We start from the raw sequence: 24,038 nt of genomic DNA, 5'->3' as shown, positions 1-24,038 counted from the left end.
AAATGTTCCAAATTACATCATTACGACGTCAAACTGTTCCTGAATGTACAGGGGCTCAGCCTGAACTCGCACTTGCTTGCCAATAAATACTTCGAGCTCAGCCAATGCATGAGACTCATCACCCAACAGCGCTTCAGCAACAAACGGCGATGCATATACAACAAAATTATCGGCGTCGTAAGCACGGTTTACACGAGTAATCTCGCGTAATATCTCAAAGCACACGGTTTCAACCGTTTTCACGCTACCACGGCCCTCACAAGTAGGACAGCCAGAACACAAGATATGTTCAATACTTTCTCGTGTGCGCTTACGCGTCATCTCGACTAAGCCGAGCTGAGTAAAGCCGTTGATGTTGGTTTTTACTCGGTCTTTAGCCAGTGCGGTTTCCAACGAGGTAAGCACTCGCTGACGGTGCTCTTCAGACGCCATATCGATAAAGTCGATGATGATGATGCCGCCGAGATTGCGCAAACGCAGCTGACGAGCAATAGCCTGAGTTGCCTCAATGTTGGTATTAAAGATGGTCTCTTCAAGATTACGACGACCAACAAATGCACCAGTGTTGATGTCGATAGTTGTCATGGCTTCAGTTTGATCGATGATCAAGTAGCCACCCGACTTTAACTCTACCTTGCGCTCTAAAGAACGCTGAATTTCATTCTCGGTGTCGTACATATCAAAGATTGGCTTGTCACCTTCGTAAAGCTCAAGCTTGTCTGTTAACTCAGGTACATACTCAGAAGTGAATTCTTTCAGGTTTTCATATTCGAGGCGGGAGTCGACCATGATTTTATCGAGCTCTGTGCCGACAAAATCACGCAGAATGCGCTGGGCTAAACCAAGTTCACCGTAAAGCGTTGAACGCGTTTTGTATTTTGAACGACGCTCCATGACTTTTAGCCACAAACGCTTTAGAAATGCCGCGTCTTGAGAAAGCTCTTTTTCATCTGCGCCTTCCGCTGCGGTACGAATGATAAAACCACCGTGCTCATCACAGTAATGATTCACCACTTTTTTCAGACGCTCGCGCTCTTTCTCACTCTCAATACGCTGCGAAACACCGACATGACTGGCCCCCGGCATAAAAACAAGATAACGCGAAGGTAAGGTGATATCCGTCGTTAAACGCGCGCCTTTCGTACCGAGCGGATCTTTGACCACTTGTACAACAATGTCTTGCCCCTGACGTACCAGCTCAGAGATATCACGGACTTGAAACTGCTGTTTTTCGTTCTCTGCCACACATTCGGTATGCGGGACAATATCTGACGCATGTAAAAACGCCGCTTTATCTAAACCGATATCGACGAAAGCCGCTTGCATACCTGGCAGTACTCGGCTGACTTTGCCTTTGTATATATTGCCCACAATGCCGCGACGCGATTCGCGCTCGATATGTATTTCTTGTAGTACTCCACCTTCAATCATGGCCACACGAGTTTCACTCGGGGTCACGTTAAGCAGCAATTCTGCACTCATGTGCACACCTCAAAACAATTATAAAAATTCTTGAATTAGCTGATCGGTTTCGAACAAAGGTAAGCCTACTACAGCGTGATAACTGCCTTCGATTCGGGTGACAAATCGCCCTCCGAGTCCCTGAATACCATAACTTCCAGCTTTATCGCATGGCTCTCCTGACTGCCAATATTGTTCGATTTCTTCGTGAGTCAGTTGTTTGAACCACACGTCAGTGGTGACGACCACTGAATGTTGTTGTTCCGATGATACGACGCTCACCGCAGTCATCACTTGATGACGACGACCGGATAAGTCAGTAAGCATACGCTTTGAATCTTCAAAACTTTTGGGTTTTTCTAGCACACGTTCATCGCATACTACGACCGTATCAGAGCCCAATACAACGGAATCAGGCTTAGCTAATGCTAAGCCTGCCTGAGCTTTTTCCAAAGAAAGACGCAGCACGTACTCTCGTGCCTGCTCATGAGCCTGTTTAGCTTCCTCAATATCAGGCAATACGAGCTCAAAATCATAACCTAGTTGAGCAAGCAGCTCTTTTCTTCTCGGAGAACCCGAAGCGAGAACGAGAGATAAGCTTTTCTTCACCGCTTTACCTTACGTGCCATGCACGACGAACTCGTCGCATTAATAAAAACATCCATGGCCAAAGTATACAGTTTATTGCCGCCGTCCACAGAGATAATGGATTAAATACTACGTCCTGGTTCAAATATTCCCCACAGAATATCAAAACTTCCAATAACGCAGTAAAAAAGGCAATTAAAATCGACTGTTGCCACAATGCCATGTTACGAATCAACAGGAAATTCAACGCCACCAGATAGATGACAATCGACATCATCATGCCGCGAATTCCAAGCGTTGAACCGATCAAGATATCCCATAATAAGCCCAGTACTAGCGCGGCTCCAACGTTCACTCGGTGCGGCAGTGCCAACACCCAATAACACGTGACAAGGAACAACCATGATGGACGTAAAACATCTAACACACCTGGCCACGGAATGGTTTGCAACACCAGCGCAACGAAGAAACTGACACCAATCACCATTCGGCTACTCACTACATTATTGGCCATCAGTTACCTCTTGTTCTTCTTGCTCTAACCCTTCTTCCACATTGGATCGCAGCACTTTGTGTTGACGATCTTCATTCGGCCAAATCAGCAGTAGGTAACGTAAACGATCAAACTCTACAACTGGCTCAGCCTTGATTGCCGCAAATTCTTGGCGCGTATCGTGATCCACATTGGTAACCGTCGCGACTGGGTACCCTTCTGGGTAAATCCCACCTAGGCCGGATGTCACCAGTAGATCGCCAACCTGAATATCAGTACTGGTTGGAATGTGCTCCAGTTGGATTTCATCCATTTCACCATTGCCCGACGCGATCACTCGAATATCGTTACGGATCACCTGGACAGGAATCGCATTTTTCGCATCCGTTAGCAACAGAACACGTGCGTTGTGCGCTGCGACAAACGTGACCTGACCAACAATGCCTTTTTCGTTGATCACTGGCTGCCCGACGTACACACCGTCTATTTGTCCTTTATCAATCACCACTTGATGACGATAAGGTGAAGTATCAACCGCCATCACTTCAGTTACGACTTTCTTTTCATCCCTGACAAATGAAGAGCCTAACAATTTGCGTAGACGTTGGTTTTCTTCTTTATATTGATCGAGCAAGATCAGCTCGCTTTTCAGGCGTAGCACTTCTCGCTTTAAGTTGCGATTGCCTTCAACTAATGCCTGACGAGTATTAAAACGTTCAAATACGCCATCGAACATGCTGCGAGGCAAATTGGCTGCGTATTGAATCGGTGCAACCATACTGTTCAATAAGTATCGGACGTTGGAAAACGTATCTAGACGACTATCAGCCAGCATTAAGCTCGCCGACACGATGACAGCAAAAAACAGACGTAATTGCAGAGACGGACCTCTGCCAAAAATCGGTTTCATCTTGTTTTTGACCTGATTGCTTCCATGATTATTGAGCCTTACTTGGCAACCTAAAAATACTTAAATAAATACTTTTAGGTATGGAGCATGTTTGAATTACAGAGAGAGCAGAAATGAAGGTGAAGCCCGACATGAGCTTCACCTAAACCTTTATTCTTCAGAGAACAGATCGCCACCGTGCATGTCGATCATTTCTAGTGCTTTACCGCCACCACGCGCAACACACGTTAGTGGATCTTCCGCGATAACCACAGGGATACCGGTTTCTTCCATTAATAGACGATCGAGATCTTTCAGTAGCGCGCCACCACCAGTCAGAACCATGCCGTTTTCAGAAATGTCTGAAGCAAGCTCTGGTGGACACTGCTCTAGTGCAACCATGACTGCTGAGACGATGCCAGATAGCGGCTCTTGAAGCGCTTCTAGGATCTCGTTTGAGTTCAGGCTAAAGCTGCGTGGCACACCCTCTGCAAGGTTACGACCGCGAACTTCAATCTCTTGAACTTCATCGCCAGGGTAAGCAGAACCGATTTCGTGTTTGATCTTTTCAGCCGTTGCTTCACCAATCAAGCTGCCGTAGTTACGACGTACGTAGTTGATCACGGCTTCATCAAAGCGATCACCACCGATACGTACTGACGATGAGTAAACCACACCGTTTAGAGAGATAACGGCAACTTCAGTTGTACCACCACCGATATCGACCACCATTGAACCTGTCGGCTCAGACACGCGCAGGCCTGCACCAATTGCTGCCGCCATTGGCTCGTCGATTAGGTAAACTTCACGCGCGCCAGCACCGAGAGCTGATTCACGAATTGCGCGACGCTCAACTTGGGTAGAACCACAAGGAACACAAACAAGAACACGTGGGCTTGGCTTTAGGATGCTGTTGTCATGCACTTGTTTGATAAAGTGCTGAAGCATTTTTTCGGTTACGTAGAAATCAGCGATTACGCCGTCTTTCATTGGGCGGATAGCGGAAATGTTGCCAGGTGTACGACCAAGCATCTGTTTTGCTGCGTGACCGACTGCAGCAACGCTTTTTGCAGAACCTACACGATCTTGACGAATAGCAACTACAGAAGGTTCATCAAGGACAATTCCTTGCCCTTTTACGTAAATTAGAGTGTTGGCTGTACCTAAATCGATAGATAGATCGTTAGAAAACATGCCACGAAGTTTCTTAAACATACTCTTCGCTCATCCTGCAAAAATATAGAAGACAAAAATTGCTCTAAATGTACCAATGCCTCGCTGTCACAGCAAGGTATTGGTACACAAACATGAGCAGAAAGCCTCAATTTCTTGCAGTTTCCTAACTTAAGGGCAAAAACCTAAGTTGTTACTGTCCGGTTAACCCTGGCTCACCACGGTAAATCACACGGTCATTACCACGGTGAATACCGAAGGTAACAACCGAGGAAGGGTTTTCTTCTCCCGCTTTGTCATTATCCCAGTTGTACTTGAGCCAAGGTAAACCATTTTTTGAATCATCAAGATCTAACCAAACGCGCGTTTGCTGACGGTATGGTTCAGCTTGAGTTGCAGTAACAGAGCGAGAAGAACCAGAAGACACTTCACCACCAGCTCCTAGTGTAACCGCTTTAGGATCAGCATCAGTACCTGTTGGCCAAATATGCCTTTCAGCGGCAGTGACACCTTTCACATCGGTTTGATTGTCATTAGGGTTGGCGATAAAGCGGCTACCATTCCAGTATTCAACTCGAAGTGGCACATGTAATGTCGAACCTTGGTTACCACCAACATCATCTAGGTCGACACGACCGAAGCGGATGTCGGGTTGCGGAGCCAAAACTGAATCACTCTCGATTACCGTCACAGGATCCTTACTAGCACTTGAGCCTGTGATTGAAATTAATGTGTCCTTACCTTGCTCAAACAAGTTAAAAGGCCCATCAGGGTAATGGGCTCCATTTCCCTTCGCTACAAACAAACCATCACTACTTGAGCCCGTATAAATACCTACACTTCTAGAATCCGCGAGCGACTTACCAGAGCTTTCCTTCCATGTTCCGCTGTACGTCTTCACAGAAGAGAAACGAGACGTGTATGCCCCATTCTCATATAGGTTGAACTTAGCCAACAAAGAATCATCAAAATATGTGTAGTTAGTTAAAGCACCTTTACCCGCATTTAGAGCCTCAACATAAAACTTACTCACTCCAAACGGCTGATTCATATAAGCAAAGCTCTGCGCGTTGGGATAATCCCAGTCCACACTTTCATCTGGGTAAACTTTAAAGTATTTAGGGTAGAATCGACCAATGACGCCTTTCGCGGGCTCAATCACAAATGCTTTACTACCCAAGTAGGCTTCTGGTGGCGTTACTGTAAACTCAAACGCCCCAACCTCGGAGACACTTTGCTCAATTGAATCTTTTGCATTTGTTGGCGTGTCATGATTATACACATCCTTACCTAAAACCCCGGTTGACAAAGCGCCAGCCGTTGGATAAGTCACTTTATGAGCGACAGATAGCCCTTCTTGCTGATAGTTTTTCGCCAATGCTCCGCCAAATTGATGAGCTGTTACGAACATATTGAAAGGTTCACCAGCAGCAACAAAACCTTGAGAACAAGAACCTGAGCTACATTGTCCCCCATCGGTTGACAACGTCAGATATGCAGGGAAACTAACAAAGCTATTCTGGCCCAAGGAGTCACTTTCATCTTTAATTCTTGCCTTCAGCGCAACCTTGCCAGCTTCAGGGTATCTCAGGTTAAAGTATGCTTTACCTTGGTTATTAAAATAAACATCTGCGATATCAACATCAGTTGTTCCAACACTAACTTCATCACTGAACTTACCATCTCGTTTTTTGAAAGAAACGTAAGCTGGTACTGATACTGCGTTACTTGTCGGCTCTATTCTTTCGATAGACAGCTGAACATCTCGATTTTCGCCGTTACCACCTTGCTGACTTGGCAAGCTACAAAACTCTAAATATGGTGAGCTTTGGTTGCTATATAATGCATCTCCGTCATTGTTAAAGAATGGCTTACCTGCGACTTTATCCGGCACAGTGACCCCTAATGCAGCAGAGTTAAACAAGATATTACAGTTTTGTTCAGATAGCGGACCACCAGCGATACGACACTTCGCACCGTCAAAACCAAACTGCGGAACCGAGCTACTTGCAATCCCAAGTTTTGCGGAGCCTGATTGGAATGCTTGTAACTTCAATGACACTGAGTCAGAGAACGTAACATGATCGCCACCTTCCCATGCTACAAGAGAATCAGATTGAGGTAATAAGGAGACCGTCACTGGATCAACAACAGCTCCTGGATTCGCATTCAATATTGAAGAAGGATAAGTTTTTGAACAAGATTCATCCATGCAGGCACGAAGCGTAACTTCAGATGCCTGACAAATACTTCCTGTCCCTGCGTAATCAAACTCAAAGTGATGAATACCGTCCGTAATTTTTTGGTATTTATCAGCACAAACTTGGAAGTTATCCATGTCGTGAGTATTAGTATAATCACCAGTAGAGGCTGTAACCGAGATACGGAAATTTTCCGGAGTATAATTAAAACCTCCCTCAGTTAAGACATCAAAGTCGCGAATAACCATACTCCACTGCCCATTCTTGATTTTTCGTTGAACAGAAAGTGTAATAACGCCAGATTTTCGTGAATTTAAAATAACTTTATAGCGATGGCGCTTATTTTTACGATTATCTAAATCACCATTAAATTGCTGACCTTTAATGTATTTATATCCGCGTAACCATTTCCCATCACTATCTTTTAAACCAGCGCCCCGAATACCAACATTGTTAGGAATACCATTGCGAGCTAGATTTTCTCCACCTTCTCGATAAAAGTTACCGTACTCATCGATACCAATACCCAACCAACCACCAGCAAAGCCCTCAACATCTTGTGAGACTTCGTGTGAGTGGTTTTTTCTCAATTTCATACCGTAGCCTAGTGGACCACCAAACGCTCCTGTTTGGGGAGGAACATTAGCATCAGAAATCACGAGAGCCACACCGTCGGCACCATTACGAGAGCTACCATACGCATAGTGATCAAACTCTATTTCTAGATAATTCTCTTTGGATGGGAACAAGTAATTGTATGCCGAAGCCGTAGCTTGACGAGCACGATTATCATTTAACCTGAAGCGCCCATTAATTACTTGTGGCTTAACACTGCTGCCATAACCAATAACAGACCAGTTATCTACATTAGATGAGCTAAACGTTTCCATAGGTAATAGATTACACTGTTGGACTGGAGGCTGAACTGGACAAGAGTAATCTGGCTTCTTAATAACTACACCGTTTTTCATGGTTAGATGTCGAGACGTCACAGAGCCATGAACAGTTATTGGGTTCTCAAAACTAATGCGATTTGCTAATACAAAGCCATAAAAATCAGGGTTGCGAGTTTTGAAAATTATGTTCGCATCAGGAGCATAAATCGTTACATAGTAATGAGTAGTTATCGCAATAGGGTTATTGAAGATTACAGAATCCCCACTGACATTGATTTTCGACTGGTTGAAAAAAGTGTACTTACCATGCCCAGTATGACTCCATTGCCCGAGAGTTACCTCTGCATCTTCGGGAATCACTAGGCGCACATCATCATTTGTCCCGACCTCCATAACTAATTTCTTGATATTAGTTTGATTTGGAAGAATGACTTTCACTTGATCATAAGGTGAGTTGTATTGATTTACATCTAGCGTATCTAAATTCGATGTGACTTGAATTTCGATCCCTGTTTTTCCATCAACTGAATACGTATTAGCTCGACAAAGACTATTGTTAGAACAAATCTGTCCTATATTTTCAGCAGTAATACGTAATGAACCATCGCCAAAGTTGGTAGCCACGCCCAGTGGTTCATTCGCTTTTCGGCTTTCTAGGTAGCCATCTTTATTACCCACATCACAGCCAGCATCTGAGTCACACATTGGCTCCATATATAAGCGATCTTGAGCATCCAATTGACTCACCGTATCAAAGCCCGCCAGAATAAATTTTGATTGTCTCGGAGTTGGCATTGAGCTTGAGTAGCGAAATAGATCTTGTTTATCTGTAACGGTATAGTAAGTCTTGTAGTCTTCTGACCAACCTAACGCACGCGCAGATTTGTTTGGCACAACAAGAGTGTTATTTGTAACGCCTTTCATACCTTGAATCGGTTCTGGGAAATACTGACAGACATTATCAGGTATTTCAGGCTCAACAGGGTTAGGTTCGTCACCACCACCACAATCTACGTTGCTTGGGCTGCCAGAATGAACAAGGGAAAGTTTACCATTTTTCAAATCAACGCCAGATTGGGTTTCAATAAGTAGCCAGTGACTCTCACTAGCAAACTTGCGGTAATACTTCAGGGTCGCAGATGATACAGAGTAGTCAATACGAATATTATAACGCTGACCTTCTAACAAGTTTGGTTCATAAAAGTAATGATTTGAATTGGAAAGACGGTCCGTTGTGTACCAAAGAACTTCATCAGGGTGATTACCATTGTGTTCAAGAAGCACATAACTATTATGCGCAGGACCTACAACATCAAAAGTAACTTCAAAGCTTTTATTCCCCCAAAACTCACACGTCCCAGCGAAAGCAGGAAATACAAGTAAGCAAGCAATGGTAGCCACTACCAAATTAACCAGTTTTTTCATTATTATTTACTCCCTAACCCAAATCTCTTGTTGTCGCTGTACTTGTGCAACCCCGGAACCACAAATTGCTGTGGCTTGCACTCTAAATAGAGATTCAGCTTCAGAGGTACCTGCATTAAAGGTACCAATGTTTGAACATGTCATAGCACGTAATTGACAACTAGTGCCTTGTGTAACATTTGGTGTAGCGCCACTTACCGTATTGGCACAAAAATCGGCCACATCTGGAGTAGTGTCGTTTAAAGGATAGAGCTGGGTTAGTGCCCACTCATTGGCAGATTGCGCAATAAACCAAGCTTTCGTTCCTAAGAATTCTCTGGTTAACGTACTTTGGTTTGACCAACTCACCTTCATTAAAGATGCGGCTAGATAGCCCATCACAATGATGACGAACAATACGACGATCAGGACATTACCTTGCAGAGCTTTTTTACGGAACATTGAGCACCTGTACGTCTTGTTGGTAAACACTACGCTCCCCATTTTGAGTGAACTCTAAATTGATATGCACGATACCGCCACGTTGAAGTGTTGGCTCGAGGTAATGCATATCGCTAACGGAAGTATCTACACTGTCCGCGACCGTAATATCATTCCGTGTGATTCGACCATAGTCGAAGCAGTAACGTACTTCAGAGTTATCTTGATAGATATAATGACGGCTCGAAATGGAAGACCCGCCAATCGTACTAGCTGCACCACTGACAATAAAAACATCACCAGTTTTCGCTAGATTGCCAACCGCCAAACTCTGAGGAGAGGCAGATTGCAAATCTTCATAGCGACTTGGATTGATCACCATCCAACGATCCGCTGGAATAGGATTCAATGTAGAGTCATTGCCTAACAGAAACTCTAAATTGTTATTCGTCAGCGTGTAAAAACCAGAATATTCAATCGGCATAAACTCCAAGCAATTGGTAGTTCCGGTAGGGACATGAAAGCTGTTTGGGACTGCGTGACGAATTTCTCGCGACATTTTCTCTAGCACAAACTGCGCTTGCGTTTGCATTCGTTGGCGATCAATCGTGTCTGCGTATCCCTTCATACCTAGCTGTACGTAACCCGCAATACCAAGCATGATGAAGCTGCCGATTACGATGGTGACGATCATTTCCATTAAGGTGAAACCACGAACTTTCATCAGTAGTTACCTCTTATTGCAGTCAGTGTCAGGGGTTGAGTGTTACTAGCAAAAATCGTAATCGTGACTTTTTTATAGTTAGTGATTCCTGTCGGTGGTGTAGCAGTCAGATTGTCATATACCACACCGACTTCAACTCGGAAGTTTCGGTATTTATTCTCGCTGCTTCCCCCCAAAACATCTGAGATATTACCCCGGCTGGTCCCTTGGCATTGAGCAACTGTCGTTGGTGTACTCCAACAACCGATGTAATCATCAACATCGTCAAAGTTTTCGGGAATAGACTCACCAGAGTCAGGACCAAGATTGGCCGGTAGGGTGCAGGAAGTCGAGTTCTCCCCACAACGTAATAGGCCGCCATCAAAGTCGCTGTTCTCATCAAAACCACGCGCCAAAATTTGCGACATAAAACTTTGCCCGAGCGCGGTTGCTCGGGTTTGGTAATGTGGCATTGCAGAGTCGCGAATTTGAGGTACAAGAAAGGAGGTAAACGCAACCATCGCAATGCCCATTAGGACAATAGCGATGATCATTTCAGCTAAGGTCATACCGAGTTGCTTTCTCATGAACACGATCCCTCAGAGACATAGCCTTGAGAGTTAATCAGCACTCGACATTGGCTTTGACCGTTTACATCACGGATAAGAATAGACACGCCACCAGAAGCGACATTCAACGGATTCCCCAGTAAATCAAAGCTAATTGGGCTTGTTGCGCCAGTTAGACTAATCGTTGCAGCGGAATCTTCAACCAAGTCACTACGAGCGTCCTTCGCGTTACCACTCAGCGAACAAGCCGCAACTGAGCCGATACAACTAGAGGAGACTTGTAATTGGAAGTTGGTATCCGTGGTTGAGGTGTTTGATTGCATGCGATTCACCTGTACTTGGCGAATCACTGAAATAGCTTGCTCTTGAAGCGCAAATGCAGAAACACTGCCCTTGCCCATAAAGCGGCTAGCAGCATAGAGAGAAAGAATGGAAAGGAGGACGACCACTAGGATCAGCTCCATTAATGTAAACCCTAATGTAGAGCTGCGAATTTTCATAACCCAACCTTAGGCTTAGAACAAGCGAGATAAGTATACGATGAAATTATGAGAATAATGATAGATTTATAATTTTTCGATTCGAAGTGTGAACAGATAAACAAATAACCAATGTCTAGTTATTTTGCCCCTTTGAACGACCAATTTCTTCTTCAATTCGATCGTAAGTTTCTTTATTGCTCAATGTTTCAGAAACGTGCTCAGCGGTCTGCTTGGTTTGCTCCCACTTTGCTTCGTAAGTGTCTGGTTCAAAACTGATAAATCTTGGTAATACCACATAACCGGTCACACCTAAGATAATCAGCACAACTACAAACTCTATTGCACTAAGACCCGATGATTTACGCATATGAACTATTCCGAGGTTAATCAAAATAAAGAGATAAAGGCCAGACTAGCTGGCCTTTTAAATTAATTTAACAACCACTGTTTTCAACAGATGTTGTTGCAACAGCACCAGAAGTTGCTTGTGTGTATGTTACGTAACAATTACCAGCAGCCACATTGGTATTGGTTTGACCTGTAGCAAAGCCGGCTTTCAAGTCACCGCTAACAAATGTTGCAACTAAAGAGGTTGAACCTGATGTAGCTAGCGCCCAATCTGCAGAAAGACCATTAACAGCCTTATCTAAGCCACCAGCTGCTGCAGTTGGGTAGCCGTAACCTACTAATACGTCTTCAACCTTAACAGAATCGCCAGGAGCTTTAGTTTCAATTCCATCAATAGCTGCTTTACCAAATACGATCCCAGATGCACCATCAATCGCACCTTTTAGACCTTGCAGTGCAGATTCACGAGCATCAGATTGCAGGTTCAAAAAACGTGGTGCTGCAGTTACCGCTAGAATACCTAGGATTACAATTACCACTACCAATTCGATAAGGGTGAAACCACCTTGTCTTTTCATTGTTTACTCTCTCTATGTAAGCATGCAGTACAACTGCAAAGTTTCGTTTAGGTCACGCGACCATTTTGGATATTGTCAAAACGGTTTGGGGCAGCAACGTTCACTAAAACTGACCGTGAAGTGGATACTGTATCTACCGCTTGAGCAGAATGACGATTCGCCATTATTCAGTTCATGCTGCAATGAGAAAAACACATTATTGTTTACCCTCTATTACAGCGTCTTACTTATGGTAATGATTGCATTATACCGACTTTGATTACCAATTATAGTGATTAGGTGTCAAAAAATTCACTCCGCCGACATTTCGACGTCTATTTTCAGTTGATTAGCTGTTGAAATAACTACAATCGACTGACCATTTTCATAAGTATAGTGACAGACATAACGATCAGTTTTGATGGCTCCACTGATATCTATTAACTTATTGGTCATTATTTTACGTTGTGGATAATGCACTGCTAACCAATAACCACAATCTAAAACACCTTGCTGAGTAAAGGGAGATACTAGCCCGCCCTCAGTCATGGTGAGGTTAAAACCATCCATCAATATATGTTTGGGCTCGCCCTGTACTAGCCAAGCTTGACGATAACGCTGAACACTATCTTGCATCCAAACTCTCGCCAACTTCGCTCCGGTCACTTGCGCCTGCTCGGTAACAGGACGTAATTTGACCGCCAAGCCAACAGCAATGATGGTAGCAATTACCCCAAAAACGATTAGCGTCGCTCGACTTTGATTTTCAACCACCTATTAGCCGCCTTTGATGATGTCTAGCATTCCCCACATTGGCAGGAAGATACCCAGTGCTAGCACCATGACCATGCCGGCGACAATCACCAAAAGTAGCGGTTCTATTCTTGCGGTTAGTGTTTTTAGATCGTAATCGACTTCTCGATCGTAAAAATCCGACACTTCTAGCAGCAGCTCATCAATACGACCGGTTTCTTCCCCTACTGCAATCATCTGAATTACCAAAGGGGTAAAGATTTTACTGTTGATGGCAGTCACTGAGATGGTGCTACCCGCTTCAATCGCGGATTTCATCTCAAGAATTCGATTTTCTAAAAAGCGGTTCCCCAGGGCTTCCCCGGCTAAAGCTAAAGACTGGTTAAGTGGAACGCCTGATTTCAGCATCAACGAGAAGGTTCTAGCAAAACGGGAAAGCTGCGCGCGATTAACGATATCGCCCACAATTGGAAGCCGAAGCCGAAACTTATCGAACTTTTCCCGACCATCAACCGTCGCCACCCAGGCTCTGAAAACCGCAAACGCGCCAATCATTGCCACAATCAACAACACCCAATAATTAACAAAGAAATTAGAAGTAGCGATCAAAATACGCGTCGGCAGTGGTAACTCAACACCAAAGCGCGTAAACATCGATGCAAACTCAGGGATCACCAAGATATTCAATATAAACATGGCGATGGTAATAAAGATAATCACAAACGTCGGATAACGCATCGCCGCTTTGATGCGTTTGCGAGTCTCGAGTTCCTGCTCGTAGTAATTTGCCAGTTGCAATAGCGCTTGGTCGAGTCGACCCGTATTCTCACCGACATTGATCATAGAAACGAACAGTGGGCTGAATACTTTGCTGTGTTGCTGCATCGCAGAAGACAAACCTCGGCCATTACTCAGTTCAGAAACGACATCTTCCAGTGCCTCTTTGAGCTGTTTGTTTTCACAATTTTGCAGCAGGCCACGCATAGAACGCAGCAACGGTACGCCCGCTTTAGTTAAGCTAAACAACTGGCGAGAGAAAAGAATGATCACTTCCAATGGAATGGCTGGCACAAATAGCTTAGACAAGCTCACTTGGCTTTTTGCCGACTCTTTCTCTAACCGCACATTGAGCGGGATGATCCCTTTGTTCATCAATGCTTCCGCCGCAGCCTCTGAGTTCACTGCTTCGATTTTGCCGTTAGTGGATGAGCCGTCTAGCGTGCGGCCTTGATAACGAAAAGTTGGCATTCACTTACCTATATGAAAATGGGATCAGTCTTACCAGAAGCGTCACCCTCACCTAGGGTCATCACTTCATCCAAACTGACGGTGCCTTGTAGCGCCAGTTCCATTGCAGAAGCAAGCAGTGGCTTATAGTTTTCTGAGCGACGCGCGGCTTGGGCAAAACCGACCGCATCGTTGGCGCGCAGTTTATCCATCATTTCTTGCTCCAGTTCGAGCATTTCAAACACACCGATTCGGCCTCGATAGCCAGTCAAGTTACAGTTTTGACAGCCTGCACCTTTATAAAAAGTGGTGCCCACTTGGTTTGGAAAACGCCCAGATAACCACTGTTGGCGTGACTCGTCTAGATGGTCTTCTGTTTTGCAATCTGGACAAACACGGCGAACAAGACGCTGCGCCACTACGGCTCTGACCGCACTGGCAACCAAGTAACCCGGCGCGCCCATATCGATCATGCGTAAGGCACTGTCAACCGCGTCGTTAGTGTGAAGAGTGCTCAATACTAAGTGACCCGTTAGTGCAGATCGTAGACCAATTTCTACCGTTTCTTGGTCACGCATCTCACCGACGAGAATAATGTCTGGGTCTTGACGTAAAAAGGTTCGAAGCACACGCGAGAAGGTCAGATCGATCTTACTGTTTACCTGTACCTGAGTGATGCGAGGCAGACGGTATTCGACCGGATCTTCTGCTGTAATGATCTTTTTCCCTGGCTCGTTGAGCTCACTTAATGCGCCGTAAAGCGTGGTGGTTTTACCTGAACCTGTCGGCCCCGTCACCAAGATCATGCCGTGCGGACGAGCCAACTGTCGACGTAAACGAGCAAGCAAATCTGGCGGCAAACCTGACTCTTCTAATGGACGCAAACCAGCAGACTGGTTAAGCAGACGCATTACTACGGACTCCCCGTATTGCGTTGGTAGCGTCGACATACGAATATCGATTGATTGACCACGCACTTTGATATTGAATCGGCCATCTTGTGGCAAGCGCTTCTCAGAGATGTCTAGGTGCGCCATCAACTTCAATCGAAGAACCAAAGCCGATGCGATATTCACTTCATTCAGGATGGTTTCATGCAGTACACCATCAATACGCTGACGTAAGCGCAAAATCTGATCGTCTGGTTCAATATGAATATCCGATGCTCCGACTTGTACCGCATCTTCAAACATGGAATTAACCAGCTTTACAACGGTAACTTCCTCACTGTCGGTTCCATCAATACCGTAATCGAAGCTTTGCTCATCTTTATGCTCTTCATGCAACTGTTCCGCGAAAGAAGCGATCTCTTTAGTGCGGCGATAATAGCGGTCAAAGCTTGAAATGAGTTGGCGCTCTGAAGCCACAATGAACTCAAGGTTGTATTCACCTAGCAAATTCATCAGTGACTCTTGGATGAACAAATCCGCAGGGTCACTCATGGCAACGCGCAACGTGTCCCCATTTCGAGCAACGACCATCGCACGTAAGCGACGTGCGTGTACCTCAGGTAGAATCTGTACCGCTTCCGCATCCACAGGGGCGCGACCAAGATCGATCAATGGCAAACCAAGTTGTTGGGACAAGAAGTCCAACATTTGCTTCTCAGTAATAAAGCCGAGATCAATTAACGCATCACCCAGCTTCTGCCCGGTACTACGTTGTGCGTTTAGTGCTTGCTGGATTTGCTCTTCAGAGACGATGCCTTCTTCAACCAGAAGATCGCCTAAGCGTTTTCTCAACTGAATTTTCATTGTGCATTCTCCAGCTGTTTCAAGATGCTCAAACGGTCACGAATAAATGCTTGCGATTGATTCGAAATGCCAACTTTACCCAGAGCTTGGTTGTAAGAGTTGATCGCGGCGGTAAACGTCAGCGCGCGCTCTTGTTGAATCGCTAAACCTAGCCACCAGCGCGCATTTTCCGGCTCACGCTGAGTAAGGAGTTGATAACTCTCAAGCGCAATATCATTCTGCTTGTGTTTTTGTGCTAATGCCGCACGCATCGCCAAGTAATCTCGACTTGGTATTGGAGGCAAATGCACAAGCGGACTCAGCGCCGCTTCAGGTTGATTAGCTTTCACTAACAACTTAGACAAGGCCAAACGAAGTACTTGGTTGTTCGTGTCAAGGTTGATGCCTTCTTGGATAATCTCATACGCTTTACGCGTGTCGCCTTTGCCAAAGTACAACGCCGATAATTTTTGACGCGTGTCTGCATTCATTGGCTCATAACGTAGCGCCTCAGCATAAGCCGACAACGCCGTTTGCATATCGTTAGCATCCAGTGCTTTTTCCGCTCGGCTAACCGCTTTAAGAGATAATTGGCGGTGAGTAAGCTCAACCTGCTCAATGCGCATTGAACTGTTGTCTGCTGTTGCGCGGGTTACGTGATTAGATTGCTCATCGCTTGGCATCGTTGCCACTTGCGCGAGTAGCACTGCATCTTCAGAGACCGTATTTACCTCCGCTCTGGGCGTGAACCTATCAGTCTCTGGCATATGAAGCTGTTGTTGCGCAGCTGGTTGTGTCACTGGCTTCGTGTAAACCACATGGGCTGTTTCGGGAGTCATTTTACTCGTTGGCGAGTGAGTGCGATCCGATGAAACAACTGGTGAGACATTCGCAGACGACAATGGCATAGCGTCGGTTTGAAATTGTGATAGCTCGCCTGAAGGGACAGGATCGCGAGAGACCGCCCAGCTGCCCACCGCCAGGCTTAACGAAAAACCGGCTACAAGCCAAAGCCAAGGTTTACTGCGTGAGACACTTGGAATCTCCGCACGAGTAAGCTCTGACGGCGATGTTTTTTCAGCAAGTTCTGATAATGCTTTATTGATGGCACTCAAGGTTGACTCCATCCCCAAAATACGGGTGTTTTAAACTTAGGTTTACGGGCATCAAACGTATCGTGCATAGCTGCGTAAACGTGATGATTTTTTAATAGTGTGCAACGATCATTAAATGCCGCAAGCAACGACTTGTGGCTAATTTGGTTGATCAAACGTGGAATCCCCATGGATGAACGCCAAATCGCTTTTTTCTGCTCAATAGAAAAAATGTGCGCTCCATTGCCTGCCTTGTCTAAACGATTATTGATGTAAGCCACGCCTTCATCGATAGAAAGAGGACGCAGCTGACAACTAAACGTAATACGTTGACGAAACTGCCTTAGCTCGTGGCTGGCTAACCGCTCATCCAACTCAGGTTGTCCGAATAACACCAGTTGAATGAGTTTATCTTGTTCCGTTTCTAGGTTACCGAACAGACGCAATGTTTCTAAAGCTTGTGGAGAAAGAGCTTGCGCTTCATCGACGATCAAGACGGTTTTCTTTCCCGCAGAATGCACTTGAATCAGGTGTTCTTGAATGAGAGAAACAATACGTAGCGGGTCATCGTTCTCGATGCCTAACTCTCTGGCGACAGCAAACTGCAACTGCTCTCCATTCAAAACTGGATTAGGTAAGTAAATCAGCTCGACTTCAGATTCAATCTGCTCAATTAACTTACGACACACCATGGTTTTTCCGGTGCCGACTTCTCCCGTCACCTTAATCACCCCTTCTCCCATTTGCACAGCGGCTAAAATGGTTTGGATCGCCTCATAGTGAGGGACTAACCCCAAGAACATTTCTGTGTTTGGGGTTAACGAAAAAGGCTGAACTCGAAATCCAAAATGTGACAAGTACATACTCGAATCACAAACTCATTGAAAAACGGAACCTTTCCCCGCGCTTATTGCGCATCTGGGAACCACTCTTGCAGCAGATCACGAGAGCGCTCTAGCTCTTTCTGCCAAGAGTTCACACCAACTACGGTCGGTTTTAGCAAGATGACCAATTCTGTTTTCTCAGTCACGTTATTTACGTTGCGGAACAAATGCCCCAATGCGGGCACATCGCCCAAGAACGGGACTTTAGAAACAAGCTCACGATTTTGCTGTTTCATCAAACCGCCGATAACCACAACATCGCCATCTTTAGCACGAATAACCGAGTCTGATTCACGAATAGAGCTTTTTGCCAATGGCAATTGGATGTTTTGGAACTCACCGCCCAAGTTCAATTTCTTCACTTCTTCCGAGACTTCAATAACCGCAGGGTGAACATGCAGGAACACATTGCCTTTGTTATCAATTTGCGGAGTCACATCGAGAGAGATACCTGAGAAGAATGGTGTTAATTCCACTTCTGGAACGGCATTTGAATTTTCACCGTTGCCTGCATTGCTCGATAGCTCGGTAACAAAGTACTCATCGGTACCCACTTTGATGACCGACTTTTGGTTGTTGGCAGCGGTAATACGAGGGCTCGAAAGAACGTTCAAGTCACCTTGTGTAGACATAAAACTCAACACAGCATTGAAGTTGCCATCAGAGATAGTCACGTTGGTTTGGCCGCCCAATAGCGTGCCAATCGCATCCAACGGTGGTAATGCCGACGCAGGGCGGTTCACTACGACACTACCCGAGTTACCAATTGACGCCGATAAGTTCGACCAGTTGATGCCTTGTTGGTAGCCATCATTCAACGTCACTTCTAGAATTTTAGCTTCAAGAATGACCTGACGCTGCATGCGCTCCTGCGATACACCTAAGAACTCACGGACTTCTCGAATATCATCTGGAAACGCTCGAACCGTAATCACTCCTGCTTGTGGTGTTACGACAACACTTTGTCCTTTGCCTGAACCAATTAGATTCGCAACGGCTTGCTGCAGCATCGGCCAGAAGTCACTTTCAGTGATGGTTTCGATGCGCGTACCGCCCGTAGAAGTCGTCGAGCTATCGCCGCTGTTACTTCCATTGTCAGAGTCTGATGAGTCAGAACTGTCTGAGCTACCGCCAGAATTAGACGTACCAGCCGAGGTCACTGAGCCCGTGACAATGCTCGTCAATGATCGACCAGAGCGTTTGAACTGGAGGTAATCAACAGGAATGGTTACCGTACGCATACCAGCAGGGTAGATTTGAATAACTTTGCCAGACTTCACCACATCATAGCCATACATGTTCTGTACAACGCTCAGGACTTCATCCAACGTAACATCTGACAAGTTGACGGTGATATTACCTTGTACCGCTGGATGAATCGCCACGCTGTACTCAGTGCCTTTGACTAGAGAGGCAAAAAAGCTTCGTGCATCGACCGCATTCGCTTGAATACGGAAACGCTTCGAGATGCCTTGCTCTGAAGCAACATTCGAGTCTAAGTTAGGCATCAGGTCCGCTTCGACAGAAGAAGGAATTTCTTCTAACGTGCGGCTGTTCGCTTGATTGATAGATTCATTGAGCGCTTCTTTGACTTCCACTGGGTCACGGTGACCCATTGAACATCCCATTAAAGAAGCAATCGTTATTCCTACAACTAATTTGCGCATATCTGATCAGGCTCTGGTTATTATTTTTTTACGTTTAAACCAAAAAGCTCTAGGTCCCACTGACGGTTACCACGCTTTAAAGTTACAAATTCACTATTAATGCTCGCGACGCGATAACCCTTAAATAGCTCGCCTTTTTCAACAAGCTTGTTATCCATAATCGCGACACAAGCAGTACTTGGCTTACACACAATACTGTTGAGCGTAGGCAGTCGGTACTGTTTTGCTTTTGGTTTCGCTGACGTTTCAACCGCAGGCTTTTCCCAGCCAAGTGGTGCCGTTGGATCTTGGTTCGCCCAAGCGGTTCCTGCCGCAGCCATGACAAGTAATGAGATGATGAGTTTTTTAACCACCAATAAACTCCTCTCGAGATCCTAGTGTGTAGACTTCCAACACAAGCTTCGCTTTCGGGTACTCTTCGACTTTGTAACTAAAGCTGCGCCAATAATAACTGGCAGGAAGGCTCTCCAACTTATTTAGGTAATTGGCAATAGAAAAGTAGTCGCCAGTCAGCTCCATACGTACAGGGTGTACGTAGTAACCAGAGTATTGCGATGCTTCTTTATCTTCCGTAATTGGCTCAGATGGCAAAGTTTGCAAAGACAAAAGGTGAATGCCACTTTGCTGCTCTAATACATTTTCCAGCAGCTCAGCCATTTGCGAAGGTGTAATAAGGTGTTCGATGATCTCCGCTAGCTGCATCGAAAGGTGCTGACTTTCTGTTAGCAGGTTAGATATCGAGCGATCAATCTCAGCGTTTGGATCTTTCTTCAGCTGCGCTTGAATACGCAGCGTGTCGATTTCAATCTTTTGATTGGCTTGCTTTAAATTGCTTAGTTGCCTCTCATTACTGATGATCTCGTTAAGCTTTGGTTCCAGTACCAGCGTAAAAAGCAACATGATCACGACAACTAAACCACACAGCGCGATAAGCAATTTTTCACGCGCGCTCATTTCGCCAAAGCGCTCTTCTAATGAGAGCCAGAATTCGTTCATTTCTCTTTATCCTCGCGCGTTTTTAGCTCAAACGTCACAATATCCTTATCATTTCGGCCAATTTTGACGTCGTCAAATGTCCGGCCAACCAAGCTAATCTCAGTTTTAAATTGGTTAACCCAACTTGGTACTGAGCTCGGCTTTTTCGCCAGTCCCTTCAGATCTAAGGTATGGTTATTGATTCGAATTTCGGACAAAGAAATTTCTTGGTTTCCTAGCTTAGCTAATGATTGCATCACGCCAGAGTAACCCGTGCGCTGCGAGTCATCGTATTTCCCGACGGCTTTAAGCGAGTCTCGCTTCGCCTTGACTTCACGCTCTAAGCGGGCTTTAGCTGCCAGTTTATTATTGTCGGGTTGATGCTTACGTAGCTTGACTTGATAGCGTTCAAGCTCTGACTTCATGATATCGCCTTTGCTTTTTACAATAGCAATTTCATCTTCTAAACCACTGCTCTGCCAAGTCACATAGCCGTAAGAGAGTAGAATGGCCGCAGCCGCGACACCCCAAGATAACGCGATATTTCTTAGTGTCAGGAGCTCTTTTTTCGGCTTTAAGTAATCAGGGTATAAGTTAACGCGTCGAGTATTAGAAGCCGCAGCAGCATCTGCTAAAACGTGTCCTGATAACTCATGTTCTGGTGGTAATAACGGAGAAACTTTAGTGCTTAAACGGTAGTTCAGAGACTGAACAAGCTCACTCTCATCCTCCTCATCACAACACACTTTCAATTGATGCAACTGCACATGGCGCAACTGAGAAGAAAGATAATCAATCGAACGTTGCAGTTCTAACGAGAGGCTATCCATCTGTAACTCGCTAGACGGAACACCCGTTAACGGTGGCGTCACACTGCGAATCGAACGATGGAACGCGATAGTATTTTCGACAAAAGCGCTAATACGGAAGTGACCACGCACACTGCGTTGTAATAATAGGAAGTTACCTAGTTCACCTGCGGTCTCTCCCCAAATGTCGTCTTCAGGAAGAATAGCTTCTAATGGCAACTGGGCGCGACTGACCAGTAACACGATCTTATCCAACATTTTTCGTGATAAGACGTAAGCTTGCACTTTGGTTGAATTGGGTAACTCTACCGCATCTGCAATGATGTCAACGGCACGCTCAGAGATCAGTTCTTTCAACAAAAACGGTAATGCTGCAGGCCATTCTTGGCGCGGCATGACAGGTTTGTCAATTTGATACATCTGATAATAGTTATGAGAAAGGACAACCGTCAGAGAATCATACGCACTCGCAGCAACGCTCAATGCTTGCTCTACGGCTTTCTCCCAATTGGATTCAGAAATATCAAATTGGTATGGGCGGCCACTTTTTATTGAAGATGATAAATAAACGGCGTCTGGCTGAATAACCAAAAAGCAGGAACGACCACCACCAGATGATCGTTTGAGCTTGTCGAGTAGTGCTTTGAAATCCATGATTATTATCTTTATTTTTTACGCCAGCGATTTCGTCTTCCCAATTTCACTTGGGATTCTGATTGAGAACTTGGCAATGCTTGTGGACGAGGAAGAAACTGCTGCTCTGCAGAAAAGTAGCGCCCTTGCCCACCATAAACCCCGAGCTCAATTAACGTGTTGAGCTCGTTTTGATTCTCAATTCCCACTGCTATGATTTTAGTTTTACTGTTTGCCGCGGCACCTAGCATGCTGCGGACAAATAGCTGGTTCTCATGTCGCTGGTCGATTTTTGCTACTAAACTGCGATGAAGTTTAAGGTAACGAATATCCACTTCTTTTAAATAGTGAGTGCTGACGATGGTTCGTCCAGCCTGCCCAACCATTAAGTGGCACCCTAGACCGGCCAGCATTTTAGCGACTGGTCGCATAAAGTCTAAGTGTCTTACAAATTGTGCTTCAACAAACTCAAAACTGAGACACTTTCTCTGTTCACGTGACAACTGTAAGAGTTCATCACGAAACCATTTAAAGTACTCTCGGTTAGAAAAAGGCGTTACATTCAAATTGAGCGCATACTCTCTCGAGTTATCAAAATTATCCTTAAATTCTCTTAAGAATTTATTAATAACTGACTTATCCATTTGCGCTTCATAACCAACCTGTCTGATCGCAGAAATAAACCGAGACGCTTTAACAATGCCATTCTCAGGATCGCGAATCCGACATGTTAACTCTTCATATAATGATTTTTTATGCGTCGCATCACTTATTGGGTGCACAGATTGTGCGTAGAGTATCACATTTTCTGGTGTAAGTGCTGTGTCAAATAACGTTCTCCACCTCACACTTCCGCGAGCTTCTTCATCGTGGTTCCATTTTTTGAAGCGACTCCAATTATTGTTATTTTGTAGTTGCGCACTACGCAAAGCTGTCTCTGCCTCATCGATGATTTGGCTGTGTCGCTCACCCTCTTTATAAGTAGTGATGCCTATATGGCACCAGTTGTCTGGGTCGAGTGGCTCTGGCGGCATTAATTTTTCTAACTGGCGAATGCATTGTGATGCCAAATTAGCCACATCTTTAGCACTTTGATGCGGCAGAAATAACGCAAAATCAGCATCGTAATAACGAGAAAATACAACATCAGGGTATCGCTGAACTAAGTTGGATAATAAACTCCCAACTTCAACAATAAACTCATCCGTAATTTGCTTATCTTGCTCTTCTTCAACCAGTTTCCAGTCTTGAATACGTACTAGCAACACGGCGCCGCGAGCCCCACTTTCTAGTAACGCCGATTCCAGTTTGCTATCAAACAGCACTCGATTGGCGGTACCTGTTAACTTATCAAGGAAGGTTTGAGTTCGAATAAAGGTATCAAATCGGCTTCGCTCTTGACGCGCATCTTGTAACTCTTCAATTAATACATCGAGCGCTTCACTGGCAGTATAAGGCCATTCTTTTTTGTCACCTTTTGCATACTGCTCTACCCGACCAGCAAGGATCATCCTGCCTCGCTCTTCGAGCATTTCAGAGCCTTCTAATTGCTCCTTAAGCCACGCAACGCCGCGCATTAAACAGAAGATGATCAAGATAACGGCAAGCGTGATCGACCAAAGCGCCTGCATTGAGTAGCTGTAACCTAAGTAAGGCGGGATCGCTTTAAAATGAATCGTGTAATCTTGATTGTGAGTCAGTTGGTATTCTGTCTCAAACAAGACTGACGCTTCCATTTGATGAGAAGTATCTTTGAAGCGATAAACAACCGCATTGTTGGTCGACAATGTCATTTCGACAATATTGGAAGCCTGCAGCATTTTCGGCATCCAGCGCTGCATAGAATAAGCAGCGTCAGGATCTTCCATCTCCTTGTCGACCACCTCTACGATCCCTTCTAAATAATGGGTGAGATATTCCTGCCCAAGACGTTTAAAAGAGAGGGTGCCACCGACAAACAAGATAAACATGGCGCAGATGACGATCATGGTGACAAAAGCCACCAGCCGTGTGCTTAACTTAAGAGTTGGGGTATACCTCATGAATACCAAATTCCTT

22 protein-coding genes are annotated in these 24,038 nt (G+C 45.1%); all 22 read right to left on the bottom strand.

Annotation, left to right across the window (positions count from 1 at the left end; translation table 11 throughout):
- Window positions 1-12: 12 nt before the first annotated feature.
- Window positions 13-1,482, bottom strand: a complete 1,470-nt coding sequence (gene rng / locus CBX98_RS21835; RefSeq protein ID WP_005381138.1) for a ribonuclease G — start codon at window positions 1,480-1,482, stop codon at window positions 13-15.
- A gap of 18 nt (window positions 1,483-1,500) precedes the next feature.
- On the bottom strand, window positions 1,501-2,070 hold the full coding sequence (locus tag CBX98_RS21830) for a Maf family protein (RefSeq protein WP_109170268.1): 570 nt from the start codon (window positions 2,068-2,070) through the stop codon (window positions 1,501-1,503).
- 4 nt (window positions 2,071-2,074) lie between these two features.
- The gene (mreD, locus tag CBX98_RS21825) at window positions 2,075-2,563 is read right to left on the bottom strand and encodes a rod shape-determining protein MreD (protein WP_109170267.1); all 489 of its coding nucleotides are present in this window, start codon (window positions 2,561-2,563) and stop codon (window positions 2,075-2,077) included.
- Window positions 2,553-3,452: a rod shape-determining protein MreC gene (gene mreC, locus CBX98_RS21820; protein WP_053809360.1), complete on the bottom strand. Its 900-nt coding sequence runs from the start codon at window positions 3,450-3,452 to the stop codon at window positions 2,553-2,555. The genes mreD and mreC overlap by 11 nt, the downstream gene beginning before the upstream one ends.
- Window positions 3,453-3,602: 150 nt before the next feature.
- Window positions 3,603-4,646 carry a rod shape-determining protein gene (locus CBX98_RS21815; RefSeq protein ID WP_005381144.1) on the bottom strand — a complete coding sequence of 348 codons (1,044 nt, stop codon included), beginning with the start codon at window positions 4,644-4,646 and terminating at the stop codon, window positions 3,603-3,605.
- Between the two features lie 151 nt (window positions 4,647-4,797).
- On the bottom strand, window positions 4,798-9,126 hold the full coding sequence (locus tag CBX98_RS21810) for a DUF6701 domain-containing protein (protein WP_109170266.1): 4,329 nt from the start codon (window positions 9,124-9,126) through the stop codon (window positions 4,798-4,800).
- 6 nt (window positions 9,127-9,132) lie between these two features.
- Window positions 9,133-9,567, bottom strand: a complete 435-nt coding sequence (locus tag CBX98_RS21805) for a hypothetical protein (RefSeq protein ID WP_053809344.1) — start codon at window positions 9,565-9,567, stop codon at window positions 9,133-9,135.
- A complete protein-coding gene (locus tag CBX98_RS21800; protein WP_109170265.1) occupies window positions 9,557-10,270 on the bottom strand; it encodes a prepilin-type N-terminal cleavage/methylation domain-containing protein in 714 nt (237 codons plus the stop codon). Before CBX98_RS21800 ends, CBX98_RS21805 begins: the two co-directional genes overlap by 11 nt.
- Window positions 10,270-10,836, bottom strand: a complete 567-nt coding sequence (locus CBX98_RS21795) for a type II secretion system protein (protein WP_053809346.1) — start codon at window positions 10,834-10,836, stop codon at window positions 10,270-10,272. Before CBX98_RS21795 ends, CBX98_RS21800 begins: the two co-directional genes overlap by 1 nt.
- The gene (locus tag CBX98_RS21790; protein ID WP_109170264.1) at window positions 10,833-11,318 is read right to left on the bottom strand and encodes a type II secretion system protein; all 486 of its coding nucleotides are present in this window, start codon (window positions 11,316-11,318) and stop codon (window positions 10,833-10,835) included. The genes CBX98_RS21795 and CBX98_RS21790 overlap by 4 nt, the downstream gene beginning before the upstream one ends.
- A 115-nt stretch (window positions 11,319-11,433) precedes the next feature.
- The gene (locus tag CBX98_RS21785) at window positions 11,434-11,667 is read right to left on the bottom strand and encodes an MSHA biogenesis protein MshA (RefSeq protein WP_172606015.1); all 234 of its coding nucleotides are present in this window, start codon (window positions 11,665-11,667) and stop codon (window positions 11,434-11,436) included.
- 67 nt (window positions 11,668-11,734) lie between these two features.
- Window positions 11,735-12,226 (bottom strand): type II secretion system protein, encoded by a 492-nt coding sequence (locus CBX98_RS21780; RefSeq protein ID WP_109170263.1) that lies wholly within the window; start codon window positions 12,224-12,226, stop codon window positions 11,735-11,737.
- A gap of 291 nt (window positions 12,227-12,517) precedes the next feature.
- Window positions 12,518-12,979, bottom strand: a complete 462-nt coding sequence (locus CBX98_RS21775) for an MSHA biogenesis protein MshF (protein WP_109170262.1) — start codon at window positions 12,977-12,979, stop codon at window positions 12,518-12,520.
- Between the two features lie 3 nt (window positions 12,980-12,982).
- The gene (locus CBX98_RS21770; protein WP_109170261.1) at window positions 12,983-14,206 is read right to left on the bottom strand and encodes a type II secretion system F family protein; all 1,224 of its coding nucleotides are present in this window, start codon (window positions 14,204-14,206) and stop codon (window positions 12,983-12,985) included.
- An 8-nt stretch (window positions 14,207-14,214) separates the two neighbouring features.
- Window positions 14,215-15,939, bottom strand: coding sequence for a GspE/PulE family protein (locus CBX98_RS21765; RefSeq protein WP_109170260.1), 1,725 nt, complete (start codon window positions 15,937-15,939; stop codon window positions 14,215-14,217).
- Entirely contained in the window at window positions 15,936-17,033 is a 1,098-nt protein-coding gene (locus CBX98_RS21760) for a tetratricopeptide repeat protein (RefSeq protein ID WP_172606014.1), read from the bottom strand. Before CBX98_RS21760 ends, CBX98_RS21765 begins: the two co-directional genes overlap by 4 nt.
- Entirely contained in the window at window positions 17,030-17,875 is an 846-nt protein-coding gene (locus CBX98_RS21755) for an AAA family ATPase (RefSeq protein ID WP_046873590.1), read from the bottom strand. Before CBX98_RS21755 ends, CBX98_RS21760 begins: the two co-directional genes overlap by 4 nt.
- A gap of 44 nt (window positions 17,876-17,919) precedes the next feature.
- On the bottom strand, window positions 17,920-19,563 hold the full coding sequence (gene mshL, locus CBX98_RS21750; protein ID WP_109170258.1) for a pilus (MSHA type) biogenesis protein MshL: 1,644 nt from the start codon (window positions 19,561-19,563) through the stop codon (window positions 17,920-17,922).
- A 20-nt stretch (window positions 19,564-19,583) separates the two neighbouring features.
- Window positions 19,584-19,916, bottom strand: coding sequence for a hypothetical protein (locus tag CBX98_RS21745; RefSeq protein ID WP_046873588.1), 333 nt, complete (start codon window positions 19,914-19,916; stop codon window positions 19,584-19,586).
- Window positions 19,909-20,559, bottom strand: coding sequence for a type II secretion system protein GspM (gspM, locus tag CBX98_RS21740; protein WP_047009166.1), 651 nt, complete (start codon window positions 20,557-20,559; stop codon window positions 19,909-19,911). The genes CBX98_RS21745 and gspM overlap by 8 nt, the downstream gene beginning before the upstream one ends.
- Window positions 20,556-22,001: an MSHA biogenesis protein MshI gene (locus tag CBX98_RS21735; RefSeq protein WP_109170257.1), complete on the bottom strand. Its 1,446-nt coding sequence runs from the start codon at window positions 21,999-22,001 to the stop codon at window positions 20,556-20,558. The genes gspM and CBX98_RS21735 overlap by 4 nt, the downstream gene beginning before the upstream one ends.
- An 11-nt stretch (window positions 22,002-22,012) precedes the next feature.
- Window positions 22,013-24,022: an RNase E specificity factor CsrD gene (gene csrD / locus CBX98_RS21730; RefSeq protein ID WP_109170256.1), complete on the bottom strand. Its 2,010-nt coding sequence runs from the start codon at window positions 24,020-24,022 to the stop codon at window positions 22,013-22,015.
- Window positions 24,023-24,038: the final 16 nt, after the last annotated feature.

Source organism: Vibrio sp. T9, assembly GCF_003123985.1.
In the GTDB taxonomy this organism is placed as follows: Bacteria; Pseudomonadota; Gammaproteobacteria; order Enterobacterales; family Vibrionaceae; genus Vibrio; species Vibrio diabolicus.
Note: the sequence above shows the minus strand (reverse complement) of the source record. Positions and strands in the feature narration are given on the sequence as shown.